Raw genomic sequence first — 25,304 nt, forward strand, 5'->3', positions numbered from 1 at the left:
TGACTTTTATCTTAGTCTGCAGAGACAAACTTTGCTTGTCTCTAAGCAACTTCTAGATCCGATTTATCTGCGTTAATCAGCGTTAATCCGCCTTAATCTGCGGTTAAATATCAAAACCGGAATCATCAATAATTTCGCTAATTTGCTTGTCCACATAATCAGCATCCACATTCCGCGCCATCAACTCAGCTAAAATCCCCAAAGAAATCAACTGCACCGACAGAATTGTACACAAAATCCCAAAAAATAACAAAGGTCGATTCCCGATCGGCCCAAAATTCATCCCCGCCAAATTCAGAAACCAAATAACTATCAAATAACTCAGGGAAACAGTTCCAACTAAGCCAAAACACAATCCCAAACCCCCAAACAAATGACCCGGTTTGTGCAAATACTGCGTCGTGGCTAACACCGTCAACAAATCAATAAATCCCCGCGCATAACGTTCCCAGCCGTAATTTGATTTTCCGTGCTTTCGCGGATGATGTTCCACAACTACTTCGCCAATTTTAAACCCTAAATTGTTTGCTAAAGCCGGAATGTACCGGTGTAATTCTCCGTACAATTTAATCGACTGCAAAACTTCCCTGCGATAAGCTTTAAAACCGCAATTCATATCGTGCATTTGCACCCCAGTCAGCAAACACGCAACGGCATTAAACAGCTTGGAAGGTAAAGTTTTAGAAAGCGGGTCGTTCCGTTGTTTTCGCCAACCAGAAACTAAATCAAATCCCGATTCTAAATGATGTAAAAACTTGGGAATTTCAGCGGGGTCATCCTGAAGATCAGCATCGAGAGTAAAGATAATTATCCCTGCTGCATTGCGAAAGCCTGCTGAAAGTGCGGCGGATTTGCCAAAGTTGCGGCGCATTTTAATCGCTTTAATTAGTTTGGGATGTTGGGTGGCTAAATCTGTGATTTCTTGCCACGAATAATCGCGGCTACCGTCATCTATAAAAATGACTTCGTAACTGTCAATTCCTGTTTGGAACATGACAAGTTGGATTTTTTCAAACAGTAATTTGAGGGTGGCTTCTTCATTGTGAACGGGGATTACGAAGCTGAGATGTTTTGGCATAGGGCTATTCTATTTCATTTGTGTTGTAAATGAGATTTTTTTTTATTAACCGCAGAGGGCGCAGAGAGCGCAGAGCAGGAGAAAGAGAGGTTTCTTAGTTTTTATCGATAACTTGGGAATTTCGCAGAGCTACCCAACCTTTGCGGTTTTTAAATGAGGCATAAGCTGTCAATAATTTATCTGTTGGTGATGTTTGAATGTATCCTCTCCAAGCTGCGAATTCGTAGGAAGGGCCAAACAAGTTAACTAAATCTGGGCGCGGAAATCCTGACATGGCGAAACCTCGGACGACATTTTCTTGGTTGAGAATGGCAATACATTTTACATTGTTTTCGGGGTCTCCTACCCAGCCAATTACTCTGGAGGCGGCGGGTGCGAGTTTAGTTACTCTATCAAAAAATCCGGGTACTCCGTCTTTGGGCGCTGACAGTAAATTTGGGTCTATTTTTGTGTCTAATGCTGCACAGAAATTGTGTTTTTTGATATCTCGGTTAAATGGCACTAAGTTGTTAGTTTTTAAGGCGTCGATTAACCCGACAAAAGCGGCTGGTTTGTTGCCTACGCGGTCTTTAATTAGGGTTACGTCGGTGATGCCTAATTGCAGTGATAATGCTACTAACGGTTGATAGGTTGCTCTGCGGGCGATCGCCATTGCAGTTTCGCCTCCCACCCCGTACATTAAAATAATGGCGACTGTGACGACTGCAAACAGCGGTGTCAGCCAACGCCCTTGAATTCTTGGTGTTGGCTGCAACTCGCGCACCCACAATACTGTCAGCACAATTGTGCTCATCCAAAACAAGGCTGGGAGTGTGGCGTAGCGGGAAGCGGTGGCCTGTTCGACGCCAAATCCCGATCGACTGACAGCGGCCATTAACGCCGTTTGCAGGGTGTAAAGTTGGATTGATAGCCAAGGCAGCCAATCCGGGTGATCCACCTTTTTTATAAATAGCCAATAAGCCACAAAACCCGTCGCTGCAATCAAACCAATTATACCAATAATTGAAGCAACAATAATATTTTCGCTAAAAATTCCGCCGAGATAAGTGGGAATATATTCGAGAGTTTTTAGGGGGTTAATTTTAGTTAAAGAAGGGTGATGAGATGGAGTTTTATAAGTTAAAAAATAAATGCCAATCACTGCAATCGAAGCAATGAAATACAAATAAGTTATTCGCCGAGGAAACCGCAGCACAACAGCAGCAGCACACAATATCGGCCACACAGCTAAAGGAGTGCTGTAACTAATACAGCCTAAAATGCCAAAAACAATGCTGCCAATTACCCACTTATTTTGTTTCCATCCTTCGTTACCAGGCTCTGCCTGGGAATGAATATCCAGAGGCTCCGCCTCCCTCTTACTTGACAAAAGCGTCACATAGGATTGCAAACAAAATATCGAACAAATCACAAATAAATTAGCAATTATCCAGTGAACACCGCTGAATCCCCGCATCCAATTGTGAGCCGCCGCCGGAGTAAAATTAAAAATAGAAATGCAAAGCAGTAGCGAAATAAATTGCAGCGGAAAACGCCTCAATTTTAAGGGAAGCAGAGCAATTAATACGTGGCACTGAATCCAAGCCAAGAACCAGGCAACTAAACACAAACCAATATTTGAACCTTGGGTGACAACTATATTCAAGCCATAGATAATTGCCGGAATCAAGACAAAATGCTCGTTCGCCCGAAATATCCAATCAAAAGGGTTTGTAGAGAAACCGTCTACTGAATAAAAATTCCAGGTCATCCACCAATAATCAAAATTAGACAAGTCTCCCGCTTGGGATATCAAGTACAAAATATATGAAGCTGGTATTAGAATGCCGAGAACTGATGCGGCAATTAAAATATATTGTTGCTTGACTTTCATGGATTCAGACATGGGGAGATTTTTAATGGGTAGGGGCGAGTTTAGGTGAGAAACTTTGCATAGAACAGGTAACTCATGAACAAAACCCGCCCTCGCGTTTTGAGTTTTCCTCAAATTTTTATTTCGCTTCTCTTGCCAGCATTTGTCTGAGTCCTTGCCGCCAGTGGGGAGGATACGTGCCTAGAAGTGATGATATTTTTACCGTAGAGAGGACAGAAAAAGCGGGACGTTTTGCGGGTGTCGGATATTCGGAGGTGGTGATGGGAATTACGCGCTGAACTTTTAGGGGAAAGCCGAGTTTAGCTGCTTCCTCAAAAATGGCGATCGCAAAATCGTACCAACTACAGACACCGCTGTTAGTGTAGTGGTAAGTCCCAAAACTTTCTGGACCAAGGAGAGGAATAATTTGCGAAGTCGCCGCACTTAAATCGCCCGTCCAAGTAGGACTTCCTATCTGATCTACTACTACTCTAATTTCTTCCCTTTCCTTTCCCAACCTCAACATGGTTTTGACAAAATTACCTTTGCCACCGTTGCCGTAAACCCACGCGGTTCTAATAATAATATGTCGGTTTCCCGCTTTCCGAATTGCTTCCTCGCCTGCTAATTTCGACTTCCCGTAAGTTCCCAGCGGGTTGGTAGAATCTGTTTCCTGATAAGCAGAACCGTGGCTGCCGTCAAAGACATAATCAGTAGAAAAGTGAATCAAACTTGCTCCCAGTTTTTCGCATTCTTCTGCGAGAATTCCGGGTGCAATACCGTTGACAGCGTTTGCTAATTCCGGTTCGCTTTCTGCTTTGTCTACCGCAGTGTAAGCACCCCCATTGACGACTAAATCCGGTTGAATTTCAGCCATTGCCTGACGGATGCTTTCCGGTTGGGATAAGTCGAGGCGAGTGCGATCGACCGCAATTACCTCTCCCGAAGATAATAAAATCGGCTGCAATTCTTGAGCTAGCTGTCCGCTGCTACCTGCGAGTAAAATTTTCATAATCAAAAAACTTGAGCTGTTTTCAACGTTTGTCCAGCTTGGTCTTTAGCTGATAAGATTGGTTGGGCACCATCTAGCGGCCAGTCGATCGCCAAATCGGGGTCATTCCACAGGATACACCGCTCGTGTGCCGGTGCGTAATAATCTGTAGTTTTGTACAAAACTTCAGCCGTTTGGGAAACCACTAAAAAACCGTGAGCAAATCCCGCCGGAACCCAAAATTGCCGTTTATTTTCTGAACTCAGCAAACACCCAACCCACTGCCCAAAAGTCGGCGAACTTTTTCTAATATCCACCGCTACATCAAAGATTTCGCCAGCAACTACCCGCAGCAATTTGCCTTGAGGCTGCTGCAGTTGGTAGTGCAAACCGCGCAACACATTTTTAGAAGATTTGGAATGATTGTCTTGAACAAATTCGACCGTCACGCCTGTTTTATCGAGAAAAGCTTTGTGATTGAAACTCTCAAAAAAGAAACCGCGATCGTCTCCGAAAATTTTCGGCTCAATGATCAGAACTTCCGGTATTTCGGTAGATATAACATTCATAGTTAGCTGTGAAAGTGATAAACTCATACTCAGTCTCTGCTATTTTACTATGAAAGCCGACGCATATCTCAAAAAATTGTACGCCAATCGATTTGATTCCCGACAACTGCAAGCCAAGGTGGCACTATGGAAAGTTTTAATTGACGAGTTTTTACAAGAGTATGTTCCTCCCGAATCAACTGTTTTAGATATTGGTGGCGGTTACTGCGAGTTTATAAATCAAATTCAAGCTAAAAAAAAATATTTAATTGATCTCAATCCAGATTCCAAGTTATTGGCTCATCCTGATGTTAAAGTGCTGAACATAGATGTTTTAACTTTTGACGAGAAACCAGCTATTAGTGAACAAGTTGACCGGATATTTATCTCTAATTTTTTTGAACATCTCCGCAATAAGGAAGAACTCATACAAATTATTTCCTTTTGCTTTGAGGCGCTTAAGCCTGGGGGTTCTCTCTTGGTTGTCCAACCAAATTTTAAATATTCTTTTAAAGAATACTACGATTTTATCGATCATCAATTACCCATTACCCACTTATCGCTGCAAGAACTTTTACAAACAGTCGGCTTTCAAATAGACCTAATTATACCCAGATTTTTACCATTTTCGACAAAAGGCAGACCTGCCTCGCCCTGGCTTTTAAAAGTTTACTTAAAATTGCCTTTTTTGTGGCGATTTTTGGGAGGTCAAATGTTTGTTAAAGCATCGAAACAAAACCCGAGAGGTAGAGACTCATGACTCGCAGATGCAGTCAGATCCAAGCAGAGCGATACATCTGCGTTTATCCGACTGCATCTGCCGTTAAAAAATCCCTACAAAATCGAACTTAAAACCGCCTCATTAGCAGCAATCCAATCATAAATATCCTGCAAAGCCGCTTCCGACCCAATCACAGGCTGCCATCCAGTTTTCTCCATCACCCTAGAAGAATCAGTAATAAAAATCGGAATATCCCCCGCGCGTTCCTCCAAAACAGGATGAATCGGAATCGATTTACCCGTAATCTTTTGGCACAAATCAGTTGTCTCAACCAAAGAAAGACTGTTGCTCAAACCGCCGCCAACATTAAAAACTTCACCATCTAATTTGGAAAAGTTTTCTAACTGATAATTAACTAACCTCAACAAATCTTCAACGTGCAGTAAATCCCTAACCTGCTTGCCGCTGCCACCAAAACCGATATAACTCAGCGACTTTTGAAAATAGTGAGCCGCCACCCACAAACCGCAAACTCCCTGATCGACTTTACCCATTTGCCAAGCCCCGGTAATCAACCCGCAGCGGTTAATAATTGCCGGCACATTGTATGCTTCCCTGTACTCCTCAATCAGCAATTCTGAAGCTAATTTAGTTGCTCCATAAAGCGAACGATGTCCTTTTAAAGGGAAGTCTTCTGATATGCCCAACTCGGATATACCGGGTAAAGTTTGCTCGGGGGCGATCGCAAACCTATTCGGCAACTCTAACAGCTTAACAGATTTGACACTGGCGATCGGATAAACCCGGCTCGTAGACAAAAACAGCAAACTCGCACCCGTTTGTCTCGCCAACTCCAAAACATTTACAGTGCCCAGTAAATTCGTCTGCAAAACGTACTGTGGCGAACTAAAACCAGCCAGCACAGAAGGCTCCGCAGCACAATCTATAATGCAGTCAGCATTGAGTGCAACTGGATCTAAATCTGCCGCTGTGCGAATATCCCCGTAAACAAACTGAATCCCGCAAGTTTTAAGCCGAGGAAGATTCAATTCCGAACCCCGGCGACGCAGGTTATCTAAACAAATTATTTGCCATTCTGGGTGCAGTTTCTTCAGGCCAATTGCCAAACAACTGCCGATGAAACCGGCACCACCAACAATTAAAATTCTCTCAGGCATTCACTTTCAACTTTGCTATCTTTCTAGTCCGGTGGTAGTCGCCGCGAGACAGATGTTTTTCCAGCCAGACATATAATACAATAAACAAATATCGACTGCCCATCTCTTTGATTTTCAGCTTAGAAATACCAGCCGTCCGATTGTACCACCTCAGAGGAATTACCGTATAGGAAAAACCCCGAACAATTGCTTTTAAAGGCAGTTCGACTGTCAAATTAAAATGATGGCTCAAAATCGGTTGTACGCCTTCAATTACTTCTCTGCGGTAAAGTTTAAAAGCATTGGTGACATCGCTGTACCGCAAGCCGAAAATACTTTTGACAAACCAGTTTGCTAAGCGGTTAATTGCTAACTTGTGAATTGGATAATCAACTATAAAGCCACCTTTGATAAAGCGGGAACCAAAAACGCAATCATATCCTTCTTGCAACTTGCGGTATCCTGCTACCAAATCTATGGGATCGTCGGAAGCATCCGCCATCACAATTGCCGCAGCATCTCCGTCAAATTCTGCCAAACCACGGCGCACCGCAAATCCGAAACCGTTGGGAGGTTGATTGTTGATGTATCTAACTGTGGGAAAAGTCTCTGACAACTCCTGGCAAATATCAAGAGTTCGATCGAAACTGTTGTCATTCACAATCAAAATTTCGTGCGGAATGCCTTCTAAATCGAGCGTCTGGGCGATCGCCCGCACAGTACCGTACAAACAGCCCTCCTCATTGTGAGCTGGTATTATCACAGAAATTTTCACTCCTCATCCTCCGCGCAACTGGACAAACTGGTTGTCAACAGGATTATACACCCAAGCCTTAATTTCAGTTTGGGCGATCGGCAAATCATTACCAGACAAATCAACCGCCCACCTTGCATTATTGTATAACTCAGATTTTAAACTCTCAGCAATGTCGGGACTGTCCAAATTTACATAAGCGTTAGCAAAAAAAGATTGTGTATCGCCGACAGATAGCAGTACAATATTCGGCTGTAGCAATTTTTCTGGCCAAACCGCCCAACCAGCAGCCTTGACAGCATCATTTTGCTTAACAGTCAAGGATTTATCGTTAGTTTTAGGTTTGTCTAAATAACCGTAAACTTTCTCGGTATTAGAAATAAACTCTACATTTTTCGCGAGCTTGATCCAACCTATTTTGTCGATTATTGCAGCGCCTTCTCTCACCAGCCAAGTTTTTTTGCTCAGCACTCTCAAACAGCTTTCCGGCGAATTATTGAAAAAATACGAGGGTTCCAGATAGTTAATTAACTGCAAACAATCTTGAGCGCCTTGTTTGTAAAGAAGTGCCGATCTAGTTTGGGCTAGCGCTTGTTGAGAGTTAACAATAATTGTCACAATTAACAGCCCTGCAACTACCCGATAAATAAATTTATACTTACCTTTTAACCTGGCGTGTGTTTGTTGATAATTACCTCTGACAAACAATTGCCCTAGCTGAACCAAAGCAATTAATAGCAAAATCGAATTAGTCGTATATCTCGACGATCCAAGCGCCTGAATTGCCCCAAATTCCGCCCTACCAGCCGTAATAAACAGAGCGGATAAAACCGAAAATAAACCTATTGACAGCCAAGGTAAAGCCTCATAATTCTCAGCAATATCATTTCTATCTGTCATTGCGAGGGAGGAAGCAATCGCCGGGACTTGAGGTAGCTTTTCAGAGTGATCGATCACAGATGAAGCTATCGAACTTGATACAATCTTTTTTCCAAAATAAACTACAAAAAATATAAAATTTCCCAAAATTACCAATCCTACAAATGCCGAAATTCCCGGCGATCGCACAATTGGCGAACCCAGCAAGCTTAAAAAGTAATCAATAACCACAAGCGGCTTATTCAACAATGAAATAATACTTGCTTTCCGACTAGGATGATAATCTATTGAGTAAACAGCACAAGTTGCCACAAACAGCAGCATCCATGCGATCGCTCTTTTTCGTTTCTGCGCTGCATTTCCCTCCAAAGCCGCCACAGCCGGAATCGAAGCCAACCAAGACAGCAAGCCTTGAGCCAGCGAAAAACTAGCAATAAAGCAGAATACAGCAGCAATAGAGATTCTAATATTAGGCAATAATTTGTGATTTGAAACCAGCACATAAACCGCAGCGACCAAACACAAATTCACGAAAAACCACGCTAATTGAAATCCCCAAAGCCAGTTTTCGTGCTGAACTAGAGAGAAAAGCAAAATACAAGTTAAAATATTAGCTAAATGCCACAAATCATCCGCGAGCTTCTTAACTTGCATCGAGGATAACTTGTACATAGCGATAAAAGTTATCGCAGCCAAACCTATGCTGACACACAACTGATAATTAATATTCCATCGGGAAGCAAAAGCCAGCACCGCAATAATTATCTTAGGGAAAAGTATGCGGTGGTTGCTGTGCAAACCCCAAAAATCGTTAAAAGTTACATTTCCCGCAGCTATTTTTTGAAAAAGGCTAGCTAACCTCCACTCGTCATCAACGGGAACGTTAACACTAAAATTCGCTACAAATCCGATTAATAAGAGGACAGGAATTAGATATAAAGTAAATAATATGATTTTTTTCATTAATATCCAATCCGGTAGCATCGGAATTGTAAAATCTAGTCATATCATGTCCGATCGATTAACCATAATATCCCGGTCGGGGCGGGTTTTTGAGATGGTCAATTATTCGCAGGTACTGTTGGTGAACCCGCCACTACAAAAATCCCGGCCGCTCGACCGGACATGATATCATCAGCTTTTCGACTGACAATCAACTCTCAACTCTCAACAGTCACCCGCTGTCAACAGTCAAGAGTCAACCGTCAACTGTTCGCTACTTAATAGTCTTGAACGTATCCATTTTCCCAGTAAATCGGTTGATAAACATCTGCAAAACAGTCCGCTTGCCGATATTGATATTAGAGCTCACGGACATTCCCGACTGCAAGTTAACCTCCACTTCATTTGCCTTGCCCTTGTTCAAAACAAACTTTTGATTTTTGAGCTTTATTTTGGTTTTGAAAGCGTAGTATTTCCGCAGTTCAGTAGGAGGCTCAGCATCGCTGCTAATCTCTATCACTTCACCCTCCGCAGTACCAAACTCCATCGCCGGGAAAGCTTCTACATTCACTTCCACAGGCACGCATTGGTATTTCGTCAAACCCAGTTTCTCTCTGTTAACTTCCTTCTCTGGACAAACGCAACTTTTACCTGTTTCGCAGTCAATCTTTTCTCCATCTAATTGCTTGCCGTGATACGCCTCCAATTTTGCCCGCTTCTGTCTCAAAGCATCCAATACCAGAGCCACATTGCTGTTTTCGAGGTAAACCACTGCTTCCAGACCGTTTTCGTCATCCAAAACTTTGAGCAGCTTTTCAGTTTGCTGCGCTTCGTAATAAGCTTCTTCGCAGCGTGCTGGCCGCGGTTCGCCCGGTTTCACCACCGAATTAATAATGGATTGGCATATCGGATCTTTCGCCATATCCAACTTAGCTTTCTCCTTGGTAGAAGGCTTCAAATCAAAGATTACGCCCGATACGGGAGCTTTCATGACTTGAGTGTCGCGGTTTTGTTGAGCCTTTTCTAGCTGAGCGTTCACCTCAGACAGCTTTTTCAGGTTTTCCACTTTGAAGCGACTTAGCTGAGAATCGCTGCTGGCAATTTGTTTCTCGTTTTCAGCAATTTTGCTGTAAAGTTCTTTTGCCCAGGAATCCTTGGTGTTTTTTAACTGTTCTTGGGCGCGGGCGATAGACTCCTGAATGCGTGCTTGCTCTCCTTGCTGGCGCTGTATGTCAGCACTAATTTTTTGGATGTCACCTTGACGCGCGTTAATTTCGCCTCGGCGCGTATTGATTTCACCGAGGCGTGTGTTAATTTCGCCTTTGCGAGAGTTGATTTCACCTTCGCGCTGCTTGATTTGATCTTGCTGTTTGAGAACGTCGCTTTGGCCCCTGAAAACATCTTGTTCTTGACGTTCTTTTTGCAGTTCAGCGATGGCTCCTTCCTCCACAAGAGGGGCGAGTCTGCCTAGAATGTTTTGGTTCGACTTCAATACTTGTTGGGATTTCGCTAACTGTTCTTGGGCCAAATCTCTTTGAGCCAAGGCTGATTTTACTTGCTCTTGCGAAGAACTTAACTGCTGCTGAGCATAATTTAATTGGTTCTGGGCAAAACCCAATTGTTGCTGTGCCACTGTCATTTGATCACCGGCGGCTTTCTCAGCATCCTGAGCTTGCTTCAGTTGTTTTTCTAACTCCTGAACTTGGCCTTGAGCAGCAGCGACGCGAGACAGAAATTCCGATCGATAATTAACATAAAGTCCTTGCTGGGCTGCATCAAAATTTCCGCTAGCTCCCCGATTGAGGTACAGTTCGTCAATCAAAGCTTGCAGCACTTGATTTTGTGCCGTGAGGCTCTGTCTGTCCTTGATTGTTGATTCAAGGTTAGAAGGAACAGCGCCTTGAATTTTGCCGTTGACAACATCTTCGTAAAATTTATTTTCCTTTTCCAGAGCTTCTTTAGTTTTCTGAATCGATGTTAAATCGGCACTGGGTGCAAGGGGGTTGAAAGTGAGCAGAGGCTGGTTCTTTTCCACACGATCGCCATTTTCAACGTGAAGTCTCACCACAGCTCCCGTAGCAGGTGCTTGGATGTCTCTAGCACCATCTTTGAGCTCCAATTGGCCGACAGCGGGGACAGCTTGCTCTACGCTAGCAAAATAAGCCCAAACTACAGCAGAAGTGGTCATCAGCATGATCATCCACAAAAACAAGTGCGACCAAATCGCTGGTTTTTCGAGAATGACTGGTTGCTCAGAAAGTATTAACGATTTCATTGCCATTTGTTAGTTCTCAGTTGTTAAGCGTTAGTGATCAGTTGTGAGTTGTTAGATATCAGGTATTCGATGACTCTTGTTGTTGGAAGAGGCAGTAGTAACGCCCTTTAAGAGCCATTAATTCTTTATGAGTTCCCCGCTCGACTACAGAACCTTGATCCATCATAATAATTACATCAGCGTTTTGGATTGTAGTCAGGCGGTGAGTAATGAAAAACACCGTGCGCCCGGCGAAAGCTTCTGCTAAGTTATTGCAAACTTGGCGTTCGGAATGGTAGTCGAGGGCGCTTGTAGCTTCGTCCAAAATCAGCAGTTTCGGGTTTTGCAAAATCGTGCGGGCGATCGCCAAACGCTGCCTTTGACCCCCAGAAAGCGACGCACCCCGCTCTCCCACCACCGTATTGTACCCAGCAGGCAAGCCCATAATAAAATCGTGAGCTACCGCTAATTTTGCAGCTCGCACAATCTCATCCGTACTGGCATCGGGATTACTCAGAGCAATATTTTCCTGAACAGTACAGTTAAACAGCAAAGTATCTTGCAATACCACCCCAAGTTGGCTGCGAAGCGAGTACAGTTCCACCTTAGAAATGTCATAGCCGTCAACAAAAATCCGGCCCGACAGCGGCGGATAAAGACGCTGCAACAGCTTCATCGCCGTACTTTTACCGGAACCGCTTCCCCCCACAATTCCCACAAAACTGCCAGCGGGAAATTCCAAATTCACATTAGCCAATTGCAGTGGCCCGCTTTCGAGGAATCGGAAGGAAACCTCCTCATACGTAACCTGCCCTTGAATTGCCGGCAGCGGGATATTGCTGCGGTCTTCGTCGCTGGTTTCCGTCGGCGTATCGACCACATCCTTAAGCATATCGATCGACATCGAGACTTCTTGGAAACTCTGCCACACGCTCACAAAACGCAGCAGCGAACCAGTCACGTTCCCGGAAATAATTCGGAAAGCAATCAACTGACCCAAAGTAATCTCATTTCCCAGTACCAAATAAGCTCCCACCCACAACTGAGCTAAGTTACCCACCTGGTTTAAAAAGCCGCTAATCGTACCGGCCGCAGTCCCGGTGATAATTGTTTTAAAACTGGCTGTAATGTATTTTGCGTAGCGGCTGGACCATTCCCAGCGGGATTTCAATTCTATATTTTGAGCCTTAACAGTTTGAATCCCGCTGACTACTTCCACTAAATAAGATTGAGAGTCAGCAAAACGGTTGTTTCTTTGTTTGATCAGGCGCAGCACCAGCGGATTGATTAGAACAATCATCAGCCCCAGTATCGGTACCACTGCCAAAGATACAAACGTTAGCTTCACGCTGTAGGAGAGCATCACGGCGACGTAGACCACCGAAAATACCGCATCAAGAACCACTGTCAGAGCTGTACTCGTCATGAATTCCCGAATCTGGCCCATCATGCTGAATTTGTAAACCAGATCTCCCACACGCCGATTGTCAAAGTAATTTTGGGGCAGCCGGAGTAAATGGTCGATGACTTCTGCACTCAATTTGACATCGATGCGGTTTGAGGTGTCTATAAACAAAAAGGTACGCAAACCGTTGAGCAGTCCTTCAAACAGGGCAACACCTAACAGAAATGCCCCCAAAATATCCAAGGTGTCGATGCTGCGCTGACCTAAGACTTTATCAATAATTACTTGGCTGATTAATGGGTTGGCAAGACCAAATAACTGTACAAAAAACGAAGCGAGCAATACCTCAAAAAACACTGTCTTGTGTTCCATCAGTGCCGGCACAAACCACCAGAAGCTGAACTGCTCTTTTTGTTCGACTTGCGGAGCTTGCAGCAGCAGGACTTCTCCTGATTCGCCCCAGATTTCTTTAAACTGAGGTACTCGCTTCCGCATCAGCCCTTGTTCGGGCGTGGCGAGCACCAATTCTTGCTCGGTGATGCTGTAAATAATGGCAAAGCTATCTTGCCATTTAATCATTACCGGGGCTTTGATGCGGTTGATGGCATCTGCTGGCACTTGCGCCAATTGAGGCGTGAGGCCGATGCTTTGGGCGATCGCCCCGCAGGCTTGCATACTGATAGAACCAGCAGTTTTTAACTGATTTTCTAGAACTTTGCGGATAATATCTCTACGAAATTTCAGACCGAAATACTTGCTCAACATTTGGAAGCAAGCTAGCGGGCTGTCAATCTGCCCTTTGGCGCGGAAAACTGGGTATCTCGCCGCATCCTTTGGTTGGTCGGTTTTGGGTTCTGGGGGACGGTCTGGACCGGGTAGAACCTCGAGCAATTTTCCGCCGATCGGCGTGGGCCCAGGGCCTACTATATCTGTCGTGCCATTTAATGAGTCTGTTTCTGGTTGGGGTTCTGGGGGTTCCCGGAAGCCGACCAATCGGGCGCCGAGGCGGCCTTCTACTTTTAAGGATTTGGCTGCGTTTTCCACAGAGAAGCGGCTGCCGGTGGGAAAGTCGCCCAAGACGCCGCTGCTGACGAGCCAAACTCGATCGGCATCTAGCTCTTTGGCGATGTCTTGAGTTTTTTTGTTGCCGTTTGGTACGTTGACAACTGTCGCATCTTGCCAAGCTTGCAGGGTGAGTTCCTTGAGATTGGAAGTGCCGTCGGCTTGGCGCTGCAATTCCAGGCTCAACAGTTCAAATACTTCGCTCAAGGAACAGTGTTCGCGAAAGGCTTCTCCAAAGGTCGGCTGTTTTTCCAGTACGCTCAGGAAATCTTCGGCAGGTAGGACGATCGCGATCACATCTGTAGAAGCGATCGCTGTTTCGCAGGGAACCCCCCTGAGCAACCCAGCCCAGCCCAGGATTTCCTTCGACTGCACCAAGCGTAAACTTACGTGGCGCTGCGAGCGCTGGTCAAAGCCCAGCAGCCGGGCCTGGCCTTGATAGATAATTGCCACCTGAGTCGGCATTTTTTCCCGTTCAAACAGGGGTTGCCCCGTCCGGTAGCCAAGGAGTTGGCATTTAGCCACCAAGGCTGTCAGAGCCGTCTCTGACAGTCGGTCAAAGGGAGGTGTTTGAGCTAGGAAATCCTGAATTTGGGAGAGGGAAACAGCGGAAGAAGTCATCCAATTTTAGATTTTAGATTTTAGATTTTAGATTGAATCCACAGATGAATCCAGGGGGTTTTTGTCAGGATGCTACGCTTTTTAAAGTCTCCACGGATAAATCCGGGGGCCCCTGACCAAAATGCTTGACTGTCATGATATTGAAGACACGGAGGAGAGGGGCTGTAGCGGGCCTATTTGCGATATCTGTTCGGCGAGCCAGCTTTCAAAGAGTTCGTTAATCAAGTGCAGCCGCATCGATTCATCGAGCTGGGCCGGCATGAACTTTTCTAGTCGAATAATTACCATCCATTCTGCCAGAGGACGCGGCGTCCAGAGTTGATTTGGCTGGCTGACCGACAAAAGTTTGCTGATTGCCGGGTGGGGCTGGCTGAGGGGTACTGGGCCCAACAAGCCGCCTGACTTGGACTCGGGCCCTTCGGAATAGTCGCGGGCCACTTCAGCAAAGGTTTGTTCCCCTTCCAGGATGCGAAAGTAAAGTTCGTTTGCCAGTGCTGGATTTTTGGTGCGTACCAGGGAATAGACTACGTGGTCTAGGCTGGCTTTGCGGGTTAAAAAATAATTATCTACTTTAGGTCTCCAAGTGGCTTGCTTAAATTTTTCGATCAGCAAGGGCCTAACGGCCATCTCTTGAAGTTCTTCTTCCGTCATATTTTGGCCGCGCAGCCAAGCTTCTTTGGCTTCCGGGGTTGTCAGTTGGTGTTGTGCCAGAAAGTTCTCGACGGCGGATTGGCGTTCTTCGTCGCTGCAACTAAAGGATGCGATCGCTTGGTCTACTATTACACCGCGCAAGAATTGCGGCATTAACTGATACCGCTTCAGGAGCGATGGCATATCCTGAGCTTGCAGTAATTTATCGCCTATTTGAAAAAGTCCTGTCATTTTTTTATCTCCAACTGACTTGCGCTTCCCCTTTTAATTTAGCTGTGGCAGGAAAAGAGCGACAACCACTAACCCCTCGATTCCCCGATGATAGCAGACCGTCAGTGGGCTAGCGCTATTGCTGTCTATTTCTTGACGCTCTGCCTAGCGAGGGGTTCCCCGCGGGTCTCATAATGGTAACGGGATGCGAGAGTGGGAGAGTGGGAAAATCTTTACTTCTGCCATCTTCCTTTTTCCCTCAACATCCATCCGTTAAATCCCGTACACTGCTTAGTTGCTGAACTTCCTTCTTCCTTCACCCTCGGAATAGTCTTTCAAAGAGTGTTCCCAGTTGAGTCGAGCAAGCGCGACTGTCGAGAGATTTCGGGTTTGCCGCCATTTTTTGCTGGATTTGATCGCGGTAGTGCCGCCGCAGTTCTGGGTTGGTTCCCAGTGCTGTACTCAGATCTAAATAAGAGTTCTCGCTGTTTGCTACCAGTTCCGGAATTAGCAGTTCTTCGAGCACTGCGGCTGATTGTCGCGATCGCCCTGTTTGGCCTTTTCTTACCACTACAGGCAACCCCACCAACAGCGCTTCTGCCACATAGCAGGCACTGCTGTATGGATAGGAGTCTAAATATATATCAGCCAATTCCAGACATTTTATGTAATCTGCGCGAGATGGCAGCGCTTTAATCACAACTAAGCGCTTTTTGTCAACCCCAAATTCGGCAAAGAGCGATCGAATTTGGTTGTAAAAAGGCACCGTCGGATAGTTTTCATTGCCGGAACTAAAGGGATACAAAACTAAAATAGAATTTGGTACCGCCGCAATAATTTTTGCCCAATTTTCTCTCAATTCTGGGATAATTGTAAAAGCTTGAGCGCCGGACATGAACACTACAGATTCCTCAGTGGCTCCCCAACTGCTACGAGTCGGTTCAACTATGGCAGGTGCCGATCCTACACTATAGCTTAAACAAACTCCCGATCCTTTTAAAGTAATTAATTTTTCGCGATAATCTGCTGCTGCACCTGCGGGCAATGTCAAATCTCCGGCAATGAAATAATCAATATTTCGGGCGCCCGTGGTGGCGGGGGTTGATGCACCGCTAGCTATTTGCACCCGTGCTAGTCGGTGCAGGCACAGGAGGGCGCTTGGCTGAGAAGTGTTGGTAATATTGGTGCAGATTAGCAGAATATCTAAATCGTGCGATCGCATTTCTCGGACTTGCTGGGGCAAATCTTCTGACAGTTGCACCAGTTTGTCGGCGCAACTTTCGCAATATTTCCCCAGTCGTTCGTCTTGTACCTGAAAATAGTACACGATAATTTCAAATTTGGTTCTGTCTAAATATTCAAAACTCGAAATTGCAGCACGAGTCTCGGATTCATCACTAAATTTATCAAGCAAAAAGCCAACTCGAATTTTAGTTATTTCTGGTTCTCTTTGAGGAAAATTCCATTCTATTTGACAGCCGATATTTTTCAAATAAAATTCCAGAATATCATTTCGTTGACTCAATATATTGAGCAGATTTTCCTCGCTCAAATACAAAGCTTGGAAGCTAACATTTTTCGCCATAAATGCCGCCAAATAACGCCACACTTCTGAATCGGAAAAACGGGCAATATTTCCAGCGACGTACTTGATTAACTGCTGGAAATATTCAGAGTACCTTTCTATTTCCCAGTTTTGTTTAAAATAACCGGGAGACTGAAAGATAAATTTCAAAAAGTCGTCAAAAAACCACTGGGGAATTGCTGCATTTTTATACTCAAGTGGCAACTGATAAGCGTCGCGGTACAGCATCGCTGCGAGGAGATATTGAATCTTCTCGGCAATTTCCCCTCCTTCAGCAAGTTTCGAGGATAACTGCTGGATCAAACTTTGTTCTGACTCCGTTAAACTTTCATTTTTGAGCGTGCTATCTAGTAGCAATTTATGAGTTTTTCCCGCGTCTTGCGAGTAAGCCGTTTCTAATTTCTGCGCTGGCAAATTCAACCAATATTCCGCTAGCTGTTGGCGGTATTGGCGCAGTTGCACGAGAATAGGCTGTTTTGATGGCAATTTATTGTATTGCTCAAGCAGTGCGGACAATTCAGATAAACTCGGCTGGGTTCTCAATGCCAACTTTTGGCGAATTGTCTGTTTGATTTGTTGAGCTAGGAAACTGTAATCAGGACTATTTAGTAGTTTTTTGTAAAATCTGACTACATCTTTATGATTTTCCCCAGCCGCGAAGTTTTTCCAAGTTTGTTGTTCGGGATGAATCCGCAGTGACGACAGTTTTTCGTCTACAAATCCGATATGATAGTTCCCCATAATTCGCCACCACATATCTAAGTCTACATACTGAGATAATCCCGAATCAAATAATCCTATTTCTTCAAAGACTCTGGCGGCAATTAAGACGGTACTCGGTTCGCCAATTTTGTTTATGGGGTTGCTCAAGCACTTAGTATCTGCCAGTAATTCTTTTCCGGGCTGAATAGATTTTAAATTCGACCAACTTTTATGCAAATCTTTAATTGATTGGGAAGCTTTCCGCAAAATTGGGTTAGATTCATTTTCAGCTATGGTGATGCCTCGCGGGGAGAAAACCATACCTATTTCTGGGTTTTGTTGGGCGACGGCGACCATTTTTTCAATACATTCTGGTGCAAGCAAGTCGTCTTGAAACAAAAACTTAATGTATTGACCTTTTGCTTGGGATATGCAAAAGTTCCAGTTTTGTGATAAGCCGTAGTTGCGGTGGAGGATAATGCGGAAATCGACTGAGGTTTCAGATTGGAATGATTGGGCGATCGCAATTGTGCGGTCTGTGGAACCGTCGTCGGATATAATCAGTTCTATGTTAGGGTAAGTTTGAGCCAGAGCACTTTTGATGGCTTCTCCAATAAATGCTTCTCCGTTGTATGTCGGAATGCAAATGCTAACCTTTGGCTGCCCGTTGTGTAGTTCTGCTGTGGATTGATTTTTTTGCTGTGATGGTGGCAAGTCTGCCCTAATTTTCGCAGACGGCGCTTGGGCTGTTCCTAACAGAGGTATGCTTTGAAAGTTATCGGTAATCTCGGCAATATATTCGAGACGTTTTCTAATTTTATTACCTATAACTTGCGGGTGGAGTAAAGTCTTAATTTCCGCAGCAGCTATCGCTCCCATTTGCTGAGCTTCCCGGTAATGATTGAAGACGTGACGCATTAAATCAGCAGCGTGTTCGACATCCGCTTGGGCCCAAACATTACCTTTTTTGTAAGGCCCGAAATCTTTCTCAATTTGGATTAACTTATACTTGACTAAATAGCTGTTGCCGACATTCATAAATTCTGTATTTGATGAATAGCCGGTTGCAATTACGGGTTTCCCGTAAAACATGGCTTCAGCCATTGTTAAGCCAAATCCTTCGCAGCGGTGCAAGGATACATAACAGTCGCAACTGTAGAGCAAGCCGTTAAGTTTATTTTTGGACAAATACCCGTCTAGATGTTTGATATTTGAATTATTTGCTATGGCTGAGTTTAAGGATGCTTGCGCCGCTGAAAATTTGTTGGAATTAGAAGATTTGATGACCAATAATACGCTGTTATCTTCCCCAAAAGCTTGTTTAAATGCTTGAATTGTCGCTAAAGTATTTTTGCGCTCGATGCGGCTAGAAAAGTCGAAGGCAAACAAGAAAATAAATTTATTTGTCGGTAAATTCAGTGCTTCTCTGTTCAGGGAAGGTGCGGGGAGAGCAATACTAGGCAGGATTTTGATAACTGGAATTGGCGCTACTGCGGCAATTGCTTCGGCGCAATAGTTGCTGTAAGTCCATATTTCGTGAAAGTGATTAAATGCTGGCTGCCATTCTGGGGGAAATGCGGGAAGTTCCCAAGCCCAAAAGCCGATATTGTATTTGTTTTCAAAATAGGTGGAACCTGTGTGTTTGATAAAGGTTGCAACTTCATCGGCGTTGACTTGAATTAAGTTTACAGGATAGGGATTATCTTGGCTAAATTTTTGATAGGTGGTGTCTTTCTTGCGGTGGGGGCTGCGGGTAAAATTGTTTAGGGCGAACGGAATACCGGCGGCTTCTGCGGCTCTGATGTTTGCTCGGACACCTTCTCCTATACCAAATTCGCCGTTGATGTAGCCGGCGATGTTCATTCCTAGATTAGGGTTCATAGTTTCTAATGTATTTAGCACAGTATAGTGTGGATTTTTTGAGAAAAAGCCGAATTAATTGAGCAGGTCAATTGGGCTAAAAAAGGGTAGGCTAGAGAACAAATTATAATTTTGCCGAATATTTGCTAACATACAGCAATCCTGGAGGATTGGTGAATAAAATTTAAAGGAAACGCTCTTAAGGTATACCAAGAGAAGAGAAAAGAAAAAAAGTTCGCAACTGAGAATTTAGTGCTTGACAAAGATAGCGATCGCCATTGTATACTGGCATCGCAATGCTAACCTTCGGCTGGTTGTCTGTCGGCATGGGTTGCTCTGTTTTATTTTACGATAAACTAATCAGGAATTTTAGAGAAAGTGATCGATCGCGCCAACCACGACTTCTTGAAGCTGCTACCGCCGGATGCTAAAGTCATTGTTGAAATTGGCTGCGGTACGGGTTCGACGGGCGAACAGTACAAACTGATCAATCCCCATTGTCAGTATATTGGCATTGAATGCGATCGAGAAAAAGCTAAAATTGCAGTCGAGCGGCTAAACTGGGTGACTGTAGCCAATATTGAAGAAATTCCCATCGAAAGTCTCGACATCGCTCCAGGAACCGTCGATTGTTTGGTTTTTGGCGACTTGCTACCCTATCTAAAAAATCCCTGGGAAGTCCTCAAGCAGTACAGTGCTTTGCTGAATCCAGAGGGGCAAATTCTTGCCAGAATCCCCAATGTTCAATACTGGCGGCGAATTGTCAATCTGCTGCGGGGACAGTGGGAGAATCCCGACAGCAAGATGCAGCACTGGTTTACCCTAGAAAGTATTAAATCACTATTTGCTCAAGCCGGATTGCAGGTTTATGAATTTCAAGGGAAGGGACACAAAACCGAAAATTTTGTCCACTTTCAGGAATTACTGCATCCAATGGTAAAGGCTTTAGAGCTCACATCGAGCAGCTTTGCTACGGAAACAGGTGCTGAACATTATATCGTGCGATCGACAAAATCGACCGTACCTGCGCGCAGACTGCTGATTCAGACTATCATTATGGCTCCTACAGGGTGCGATCGTGTGCGAGTTTTGGAACCGGACAAATTTAGCGCCACAATTCCCGGTGTCCGCACCGTATCCGGGGTGAAAACAGCAGGATTAATTCCCCCCCTGCCCGAAGAAGAAAAAGTCTTCATCTGGCAGCGGACAATTATGCAATATCCCGCCTACATTCCCCAACTCAAAGAACTGTTGCAACAAGGCTATTTAATAGTAGCTGAACTAGACGACAATCCCATCCGTCGCCGCGAATATGCAGATAATAATTACCTCAGCTATCGCGGCTGTCACTGCGTGCAAACTTCTACAGAACCCCTCGCAAAAATTTTGCGCCAATACAATCCAAATGTGGCTGTATTTCCCAATCACTTAGCTTATTTACCTCCGCCGCGAATTTATCCGGCAGAAGATACAGTCACAATTTTTTTTGGTGCACTCAACCGCGAAAAAGATTGGCAGCCGATTATGGCAGCACTCAATAGAGTTTTAATCGCCCACAAGCACCGGATTCGAGTTAAAGTAATCCACGACCGAAAATTTTTTGAATCCTTGAAAATACAGCAAAAAGAATTTGAACCGTTTTGCAGTTACGAACGGTATCAAGAAATCATGTATAGTTGCGATATAGCTTTGCTACCGCTTGTTTCCAACCCGGTTAACGAAACAAAATCTGATTTAAAATTTATTGAATGTGCAGCGCGGGGAGTAGCGGTGCTAGCAAGTCCCACTGTGTACGAACATTCGATTGTCGAAGGTGAAACCGGATTGATTTATAGATATGAAAAAGAGTTTGAAACCAAACTAAATTCGCTGATATCTGACACTTCTCGGCGCCGGGAAATAGCCGCGAATGCTTACGAATGGGTGCGCGACAACCGCTTGCTGTGCGGGCACTATCGGCAGCGGCGAGATTGGTACTTACAGATGCGAAACGAGTTGCCACGTTTAAATGCTGAGTTGCGCGATCGCCTGCCGGAGTTATTTGGTGACTAAATGCGGTAAAATTTATAGGCTATTGTGCGATCGTTCTGTTTTATTGTTTAATTTCTAATTGTTACTCCACACCAATGCGAATTCTATTCACTATTGCTCACTTTTACAATCCCAGCGGCGAGGGGAAACACGCTTCCCAGCGAAATGATCCGCAACCGCGACTGAATGCTTTAACTGCTTGCGTGACAGCGCTGCAAGCTTTGTACGGCAAATCTCAGTCCATGATTGACATTAGCGAATGTGCAACTATCCCAGCAAATCAATCTCAACAGCACGAAATTGATATTGTTATTTGCACTACTCAAGGTTATCATCTGTTGCCTCAACTGCCCGTGCAGCCCAGATGTTTTATGCACCACGCTACCAAATGCGAACCGCTGCTTTTGGGGTTTGAGTGTCAAGCAGTTTTGCGAGCGTGTCTTAACAAATACGATTATTTCTGTTATTTGGAAGATGATTTAGTTATGCACGATCCGTGGTTTTTTAGTAAATTAAAGTGGTTTACGCATCACGGGGGAAATGGAAATTTGCTGCAACCTAATCGCTATGAAATAGCGCCTAAAGGCGCGGTTTTTAAAGCATATGTTGATGGTGATTTAGCCGATTCAGCGACTTCTCCGTTTCAAAAGGTAGAGGAGCAGCGGCAGTTAATGGGAAAAATCATGGAACAAACAGTCGCTTTTGAGCGAGCGTTGAATCCTCATTCCGGCTGCTATTTTTTGAATGCGGAACAGATGGCACACTGGGCTAAGCAGTCTCATTTTTTGGACAGGGATACTAGCTTTATCGGTCCGCTGGAAAGTGCCGCGACTTTAGGAATTATGCGGACTTTTAGAGTTTACAAGTCAACTCCTGCTTATGCTAATTTTTTGGAGATTCAACATTTTGGCACGAGTTTTCTGAACTTGATTGGTAATAAGGTGAGGGTGCCGGAAGCAGGATGAGTTAAGATATTCAGGTAAGCTGCAATACTTGAGAGGTAGCATGACCCAGGCAACCGAAAAGATTGTCCTTCCCTCTCCTTTCCCCGACCACACTCAACTGCCAGAGGAATATGGCACTTTCGTCAAGAATTTTCAGGAGCATCCCCAGAGCATTATTTTGACTGATTCTATCGGGTCGGTATTGCAACGGCTTCATCCCGATGGGCAATATGCTATAGGGCAAGACTCTGGCATCTACTGGCGAGAAACTGACCCGCTTGAAAAGGGAGCAGAAGCTCCTGACTGGTTCTACGTGCCGAATGTGCCCTCAACACTAGGAAATCCGATCCGTCGCTCTTACGTGCTGTGGCGGGAATTCATGGCTCCGATGATTGCTTTGGAGTTCGCATCAGGAGATGGTTCAGAAGAGCGGGACACAACCCCACTATCGTACTCGGAAGTTGGAGCGGCGCAAAGACCTGGGAAGTTTTGGGTATATGAGCGGATCATGCGGATTCCGTTTTATGGCATCTATGAGATCAATACTGGCAGGCTGGAGGTTTACAACCTGAACAATGGGTTTTACCAGCAGTTGCTTCCGAACGATCGCGGTCATTATCCGATCGCCCCAATGGGCGTAGAATTAGGACTGTGGCAAGGCAGTTATCAAAACCAGACAATGCTGTGGCTGAGATGGTGGGACAGCGAGGGTAATTTGCTGCTGACAGGTACAGAACGAGCTTCCTTAGCAGAGCAGGCTTTGAGTGCAGAAGCCCAAGCACGGCGGGATGCCATCCCTCGGTTGTTGGCAATGGGATTGAATGCAGAGCAAGTGGCAGAAGCACTCGGTTTATCAGTAGAGGAAGTTAGGCAGCATTCACAATCTTAATGTTGGTTTTTATTAATAAGAAGTCAAAACATCGCCGATTTTAACTGTGCCGCTGTTGATAATTTTGGCTAAAACTCCAGTTTGTGCGTGACCGAATTCCTGTTGCAGTAAACTGAGTAGGGAAATATCCCGATCGCCTGTTTCGGGATTCACTTCTATATTGACACAGCGACCGATTCGTGCTGTAACTTCTATGCGCGCCGTGCCTAATTGAAACTGTTTTCCGATCAACTCAAATTCTGACCAAGCGGCCATACCTTCTAGCACAATGTTCGGGCGAAATCGGCCCACGTCAATGTTTTGAAGAGCGATTTCTGTTAATTGGTCTAATGTGGCTTGACTGAGTAAAGAGATGTGTACGGGTTCTCGATCGGGATAACGAGTTTCGCCGCTGGTGTCGCCGACTAATTGCAAAGGTGCAAACTGCGGGTGTCTCGCTTCTTTTGTGGGTTCAATTCCTGCCAAATATTCTGTGAAAAAACTGCCGATGCGATCGCGCCCCGCTGCTGTGTTCGTTTCTGCCGATAACACTGCAACTCCTTGACGCTTGACTGTTAAAACGGCCGTTTCCGGTTGATAATGACATTCCAAAGCTGCTAACAGAGGCCAATCGTTTTGGACAGCAAAATTTTTTTTGCTCATCCAAGGCACATTGTCTGCCGGCATTTTTGCAGCTTCAAGATTATCTGCAAACATTAAGGCAAAAGCTCGATCGCCCTTAATTCCGTGTCCTGCTGTTAAAGCAAACTCCGACATTGCTTGGGGTGTCAGCCCTTTAATTGGATAAATAAATAACTGTTTTATTGTTGCTACTGTCATAAATTTTTTAGCTGTGCTTCAATTTAAACTGAACTCTTGTCCCCCCCTTACTAAGGGGGGCTAGGGGGGGGCGAAGCTATTTTATCAACATTAATAAAATTGCTCTACAAACCGGATTAAGCTAGCAATTCATAGCGGCGAATATCGGGAGGTCCAACGGCCAAACCGTCTAATTTCTGCACGGCGTCTTGAATGTGAGTTGAACCGAGATGTAGTTCGAGCAAATCTGCACTTTCCCACTCTTCAACGAAGGTAAAATCTGTGGGATCGGCTTGATTTTGCAGGAGTTCGTATTTGATGCAGCCTTTTTCTTTGCGAGTGGGCTCCATAATGCTCAGCAGCAGAGATTTAAGTTCTGCTACTTTGTCGGGAAAGGCAGCGAGGCGGGCGACTACTCGCAAGGTTGTTTTGGACATAGGAGAAAAAAGTCACAGAGAGGACGATCGAATTTACCGATTTTTATTTGGCAAACTCAACAATAGAGTATTTTACTTAAAATAACCTACGTATGTCGATCGGTCAACCGCAGTAAAATCAGTCCAGGACGCGAGCAAATCTCAGAAACCCGGTTTCTTGCCAAATTCTTCGTTACTAAGCGCAGAGCGTCGTAGAAACCGGGTTTCTTGAGATATTTTGGCAAATACCGGAGGATCTCAATCTTTGGGATAAAATCGCTTGTTTTCTGTAGAATATTCCCAGGCGAGATCCTCGGGGTCTTTTTCGCGGCTCCACTGAGCAAACTCCGGCTTAAGTTTCCACTTGCCGATCGTAGTTGCGTGAACTTTGAATCTGCGGGAGAGTTCCGTTTGGGTAAAAGAGATTTTGGGCTTTTGAGGAGTCTTGGTTTGAGTAATGGGGAATAAATTTGGTTTTTTATCTTGTGCTTTTTCCAGATGTATGGGAGGCTCTTGAACAGCTATTACCGCATTAACTGTTTCGCTTGGGGTGACAGGTGGAGCTATTTGAAAATAATACAAAATTCCGCCTTGTTCTGTCACTTCAAAATCCGCTGCAAACTCAGAGGCTCGTTCGTCGAGATACTCTTGAACCTTTTCTCCCGGGAGTTTTGCATTCATCGCCAAATCCAAAGCCGTAACTCGCCCTTGATTTTCCTTGATTAACTTGTAGAAAACCGAGTCTAAATGAGCGAGTTTGTGTTTTTGTTGCTGCTGGTAGAGCCTCCAAGCCCAAGCAATGCCCGCTGTGGTGGCGATCGCCCAAAACATCGTTCCCGACTCGAAACTGGCAACCGCCGTCAAGGAAATAGGCAAAAGCAGGGTAAGATATCCCCAAATGCTTCCCTTCTTTAGGTTATTGCTGTTTTTGACCATAGTTCCTAAACAGGTACG

At 44.8% G+C, this 25,304-nt stretch carries 19 protein-coding genes; 4 read left to right on the forward strand and 15 right to left on the reverse strand.

Translation table 11 applies throughout. The annotated features are described in order from the left end of the window. Window positions 1–103: 103 nt before the first annotated feature. The 4 genes from QUA42_RS00885 to rfbC form a co-directional block, all read right to left on the reverse strand. A complete protein-coding gene (locus tag QUA42_RS00885) occupies window positions 104–1,078 on the reverse strand; it encodes a glycosyltransferase family 2 protein (RefSeq protein WP_333134281.1) in 975 nt (324 codons plus the stop codon). 94 nt (window positions 1,079–1,172) lie between these two features. Further along, window positions 1,173–2,963, reverse strand: a complete 1,791-nt coding sequence (locus QUA42_RS00890) for a hypothetical protein (RefSeq protein WP_333134283.1) — start codon at window positions 2,961–2,963, stop codon at window positions 1,173–1,175. A gap of 106 nt (window positions 2,964–3,069) precedes the next feature. Then, window positions 3,070–3,942 carry a dTDP-4-dehydrorhamnose reductase gene (gene rfbD / locus QUA42_RS00895; RefSeq protein ID WP_333134285.1) on the reverse strand — a complete coding sequence of 291 codons (873 nt, stop codon included), beginning with the start codon at window positions 3,940–3,942 and terminating at the stop codon, window positions 3,070–3,072. 2 nt (window positions 3,943–3,944) lie between these two features. Then, a complete protein-coding gene (rfbC, locus tag QUA42_RS00900) occupies window positions 3,945–4,490 on the reverse strand; it encodes a dTDP-4-dehydrorhamnose 3,5-epimerase (RefSeq protein WP_333134287.1) in 546 nt (181 codons plus the stop codon). Between the two features lie 49 nt (window positions 4,491–4,539). On the opposite strand from rfbC, the gene QUA42_RS00905 reads away from it, so the two are divergent. Continuing rightward, window positions 4,540–5,229 (forward strand): methyltransferase domain-containing protein, encoded by a 690-nt coding sequence (locus QUA42_RS00905; protein WP_333134289.1) that lies wholly within the window; start codon window positions 4,540–4,542, stop codon window positions 5,227–5,229. Between the two features lie 74 nt (window positions 5,230–5,303). Here QUA42_RS00905 and QUA42_RS00910 read toward each other — a convergent pair whose 3' ends face one another. The 8 genes from QUA42_RS00910 to QUA42_RS00945 form a co-directional block, all read right to left on the reverse strand. Next, window positions 5,304–6,368 (reverse strand): NAD-dependent epimerase/dehydratase family protein, encoded by a 1,065-nt coding sequence (locus QUA42_RS00910; RefSeq protein ID WP_333134291.1) that lies wholly within the window; start codon window positions 6,366–6,368, stop codon window positions 5,304–5,306. Then, window positions 6,361–7,110: a glycosyltransferase family 2 protein gene (locus tag QUA42_RS00915; protein ID WP_333134293.1), complete on the reverse strand. Its 750-nt coding sequence runs from the start codon at window positions 7,108–7,110 to the stop codon at window positions 6,361–6,363. Before QUA42_RS00915 ends, QUA42_RS00910 begins: the two co-directional genes overlap by 8 nt. A gap of 15 nt (window positions 7,111–7,125) precedes the next feature. Further along, on the reverse strand, window positions 7,126–8,943 hold the full coding sequence (locus QUA42_RS00920) for a hypothetical protein (RefSeq protein ID WP_333134295.1): 1,818 nt from the start codon (window positions 8,941–8,943) through the stop codon (window positions 7,126–7,128). 253 nt (window positions 8,944–9,196) lie between these two features. After that, a complete protein-coding gene (locus QUA42_RS00925; RefSeq protein ID WP_333134297.1) occupies window positions 9,197–11,203 on the reverse strand; it encodes a chromosome partitioning protein ParA in 2,007 nt (668 codons plus the stop codon). A 52-nt stretch (window positions 11,204–11,255) separates the two neighbouring features. Further along, window positions 11,256–14,264 carry a peptidase domain-containing ABC transporter gene (locus QUA42_RS00930; RefSeq protein WP_333134298.1) on the reverse strand — a complete coding sequence of 1,003 codons (3,009 nt, stop codon included), beginning with the start codon at window positions 14,262–14,264 and terminating at the stop codon, window positions 11,256–11,258. Between the two features lie 132 nt (window positions 14,265–14,396). Then, on the reverse strand, window positions 14,397–15,146 hold the full coding sequence (locus QUA42_RS00935) for a peptidylprolyl isomerase (RefSeq protein WP_333134300.1): 750 nt from the start codon (window positions 15,144–15,146) through the stop codon (window positions 14,397–14,399). Window positions 15,147–15,441: 295 nt separating this feature from the next. Beyond that, on the reverse strand, window positions 15,442–19,293 hold the full coding sequence (locus QUA42_RS00940) for a glycosyltransferase (RefSeq protein WP_333134302.1): 3,852 nt from the start codon (window positions 19,291–19,293) through the stop codon (window positions 15,442–15,444). Between the two features lie 178 nt (window positions 19,294–19,471). Next, entirely contained in the window at window positions 19,472–19,600 is a 129-nt protein-coding gene (locus QUA42_RS00945) for a hypothetical protein (protein ID WP_333134304.1), read from the reverse strand. A 50-nt stretch (window positions 19,601–19,650) separates the two neighbouring features. On the opposite strand from QUA42_RS00945, the gene QUA42_RS00950 reads away from it, so the two are divergent. From QUA42_RS00950 to QUA42_RS00960, 3 genes are all read left to right on the forward strand, one after another. After that, a complete protein-coding gene (locus QUA42_RS00950) occupies window positions 19,651–21,324 on the forward strand; it encodes a methyltransferase domain-containing protein (RefSeq protein ID WP_333134306.1) in 1,674 nt (557 codons plus the stop codon). Between the two features lie 74 nt (window positions 21,325–21,398). Next, entirely contained in the window at window positions 21,399–22,268 is an 870-nt protein-coding gene (locus tag QUA42_RS00955; protein ID WP_333134308.1) for a calcium-binding protein, read from the forward strand. 40 nt (window positions 22,269–22,308) lie between these two features. Further along, window positions 22,309–23,136: a Uma2 family endonuclease gene (locus QUA42_RS00960; RefSeq protein WP_333134310.1), complete on the forward strand. Its 828-nt coding sequence runs from the start codon at window positions 22,309–22,311 to the stop codon at window positions 23,134–23,136. A 12-nt stretch (window positions 23,137–23,148) separates the two neighbouring features. Here the strand turns inward: QUA42_RS00960 and QUA42_RS00965 are convergent, their stop codons facing one another. From QUA42_RS00965 to QUA42_RS00975, 3 genes are all read right to left on the reverse strand, one after another. Next, window positions 23,149–23,955 carry an MOSC domain-containing protein gene (locus tag QUA42_RS00965; protein ID WP_333134312.1) on the reverse strand — a complete coding sequence of 269 codons (807 nt, stop codon included), beginning with the start codon at window positions 23,953–23,955 and terminating at the stop codon, window positions 23,149–23,151. 116 nt (window positions 23,956–24,071) lie between these two features. Then, window positions 24,072–24,371, reverse strand: a complete 300-nt coding sequence (locus tag QUA42_RS00970; RefSeq protein ID WP_190656699.1) for a putative quinol monooxygenase — start codon at window positions 24,369–24,371, stop codon at window positions 24,072–24,074. 237 nt (window positions 24,372–24,608) lie between these two features. Next, window positions 24,609–25,286 carry a hypothetical protein gene (locus tag QUA42_RS00975; protein ID WP_333134314.1) on the reverse strand — a complete coding sequence of 226 codons (678 nt, stop codon included), beginning with the start codon at window positions 25,284–25,286 and terminating at the stop codon, window positions 24,609–24,611. Window positions 25,287–25,304 lie beyond the last annotated feature (18 nt).

This window comes from Microcoleus sp. Pol11C2 (assembly GCF_036701505.1).
In the GTDB taxonomy this organism is placed as follows: Bacteria; Cyanobacteriota; Cyanobacteriia; order Cyanobacteriales; family Microcoleaceae; genus Microcoleus.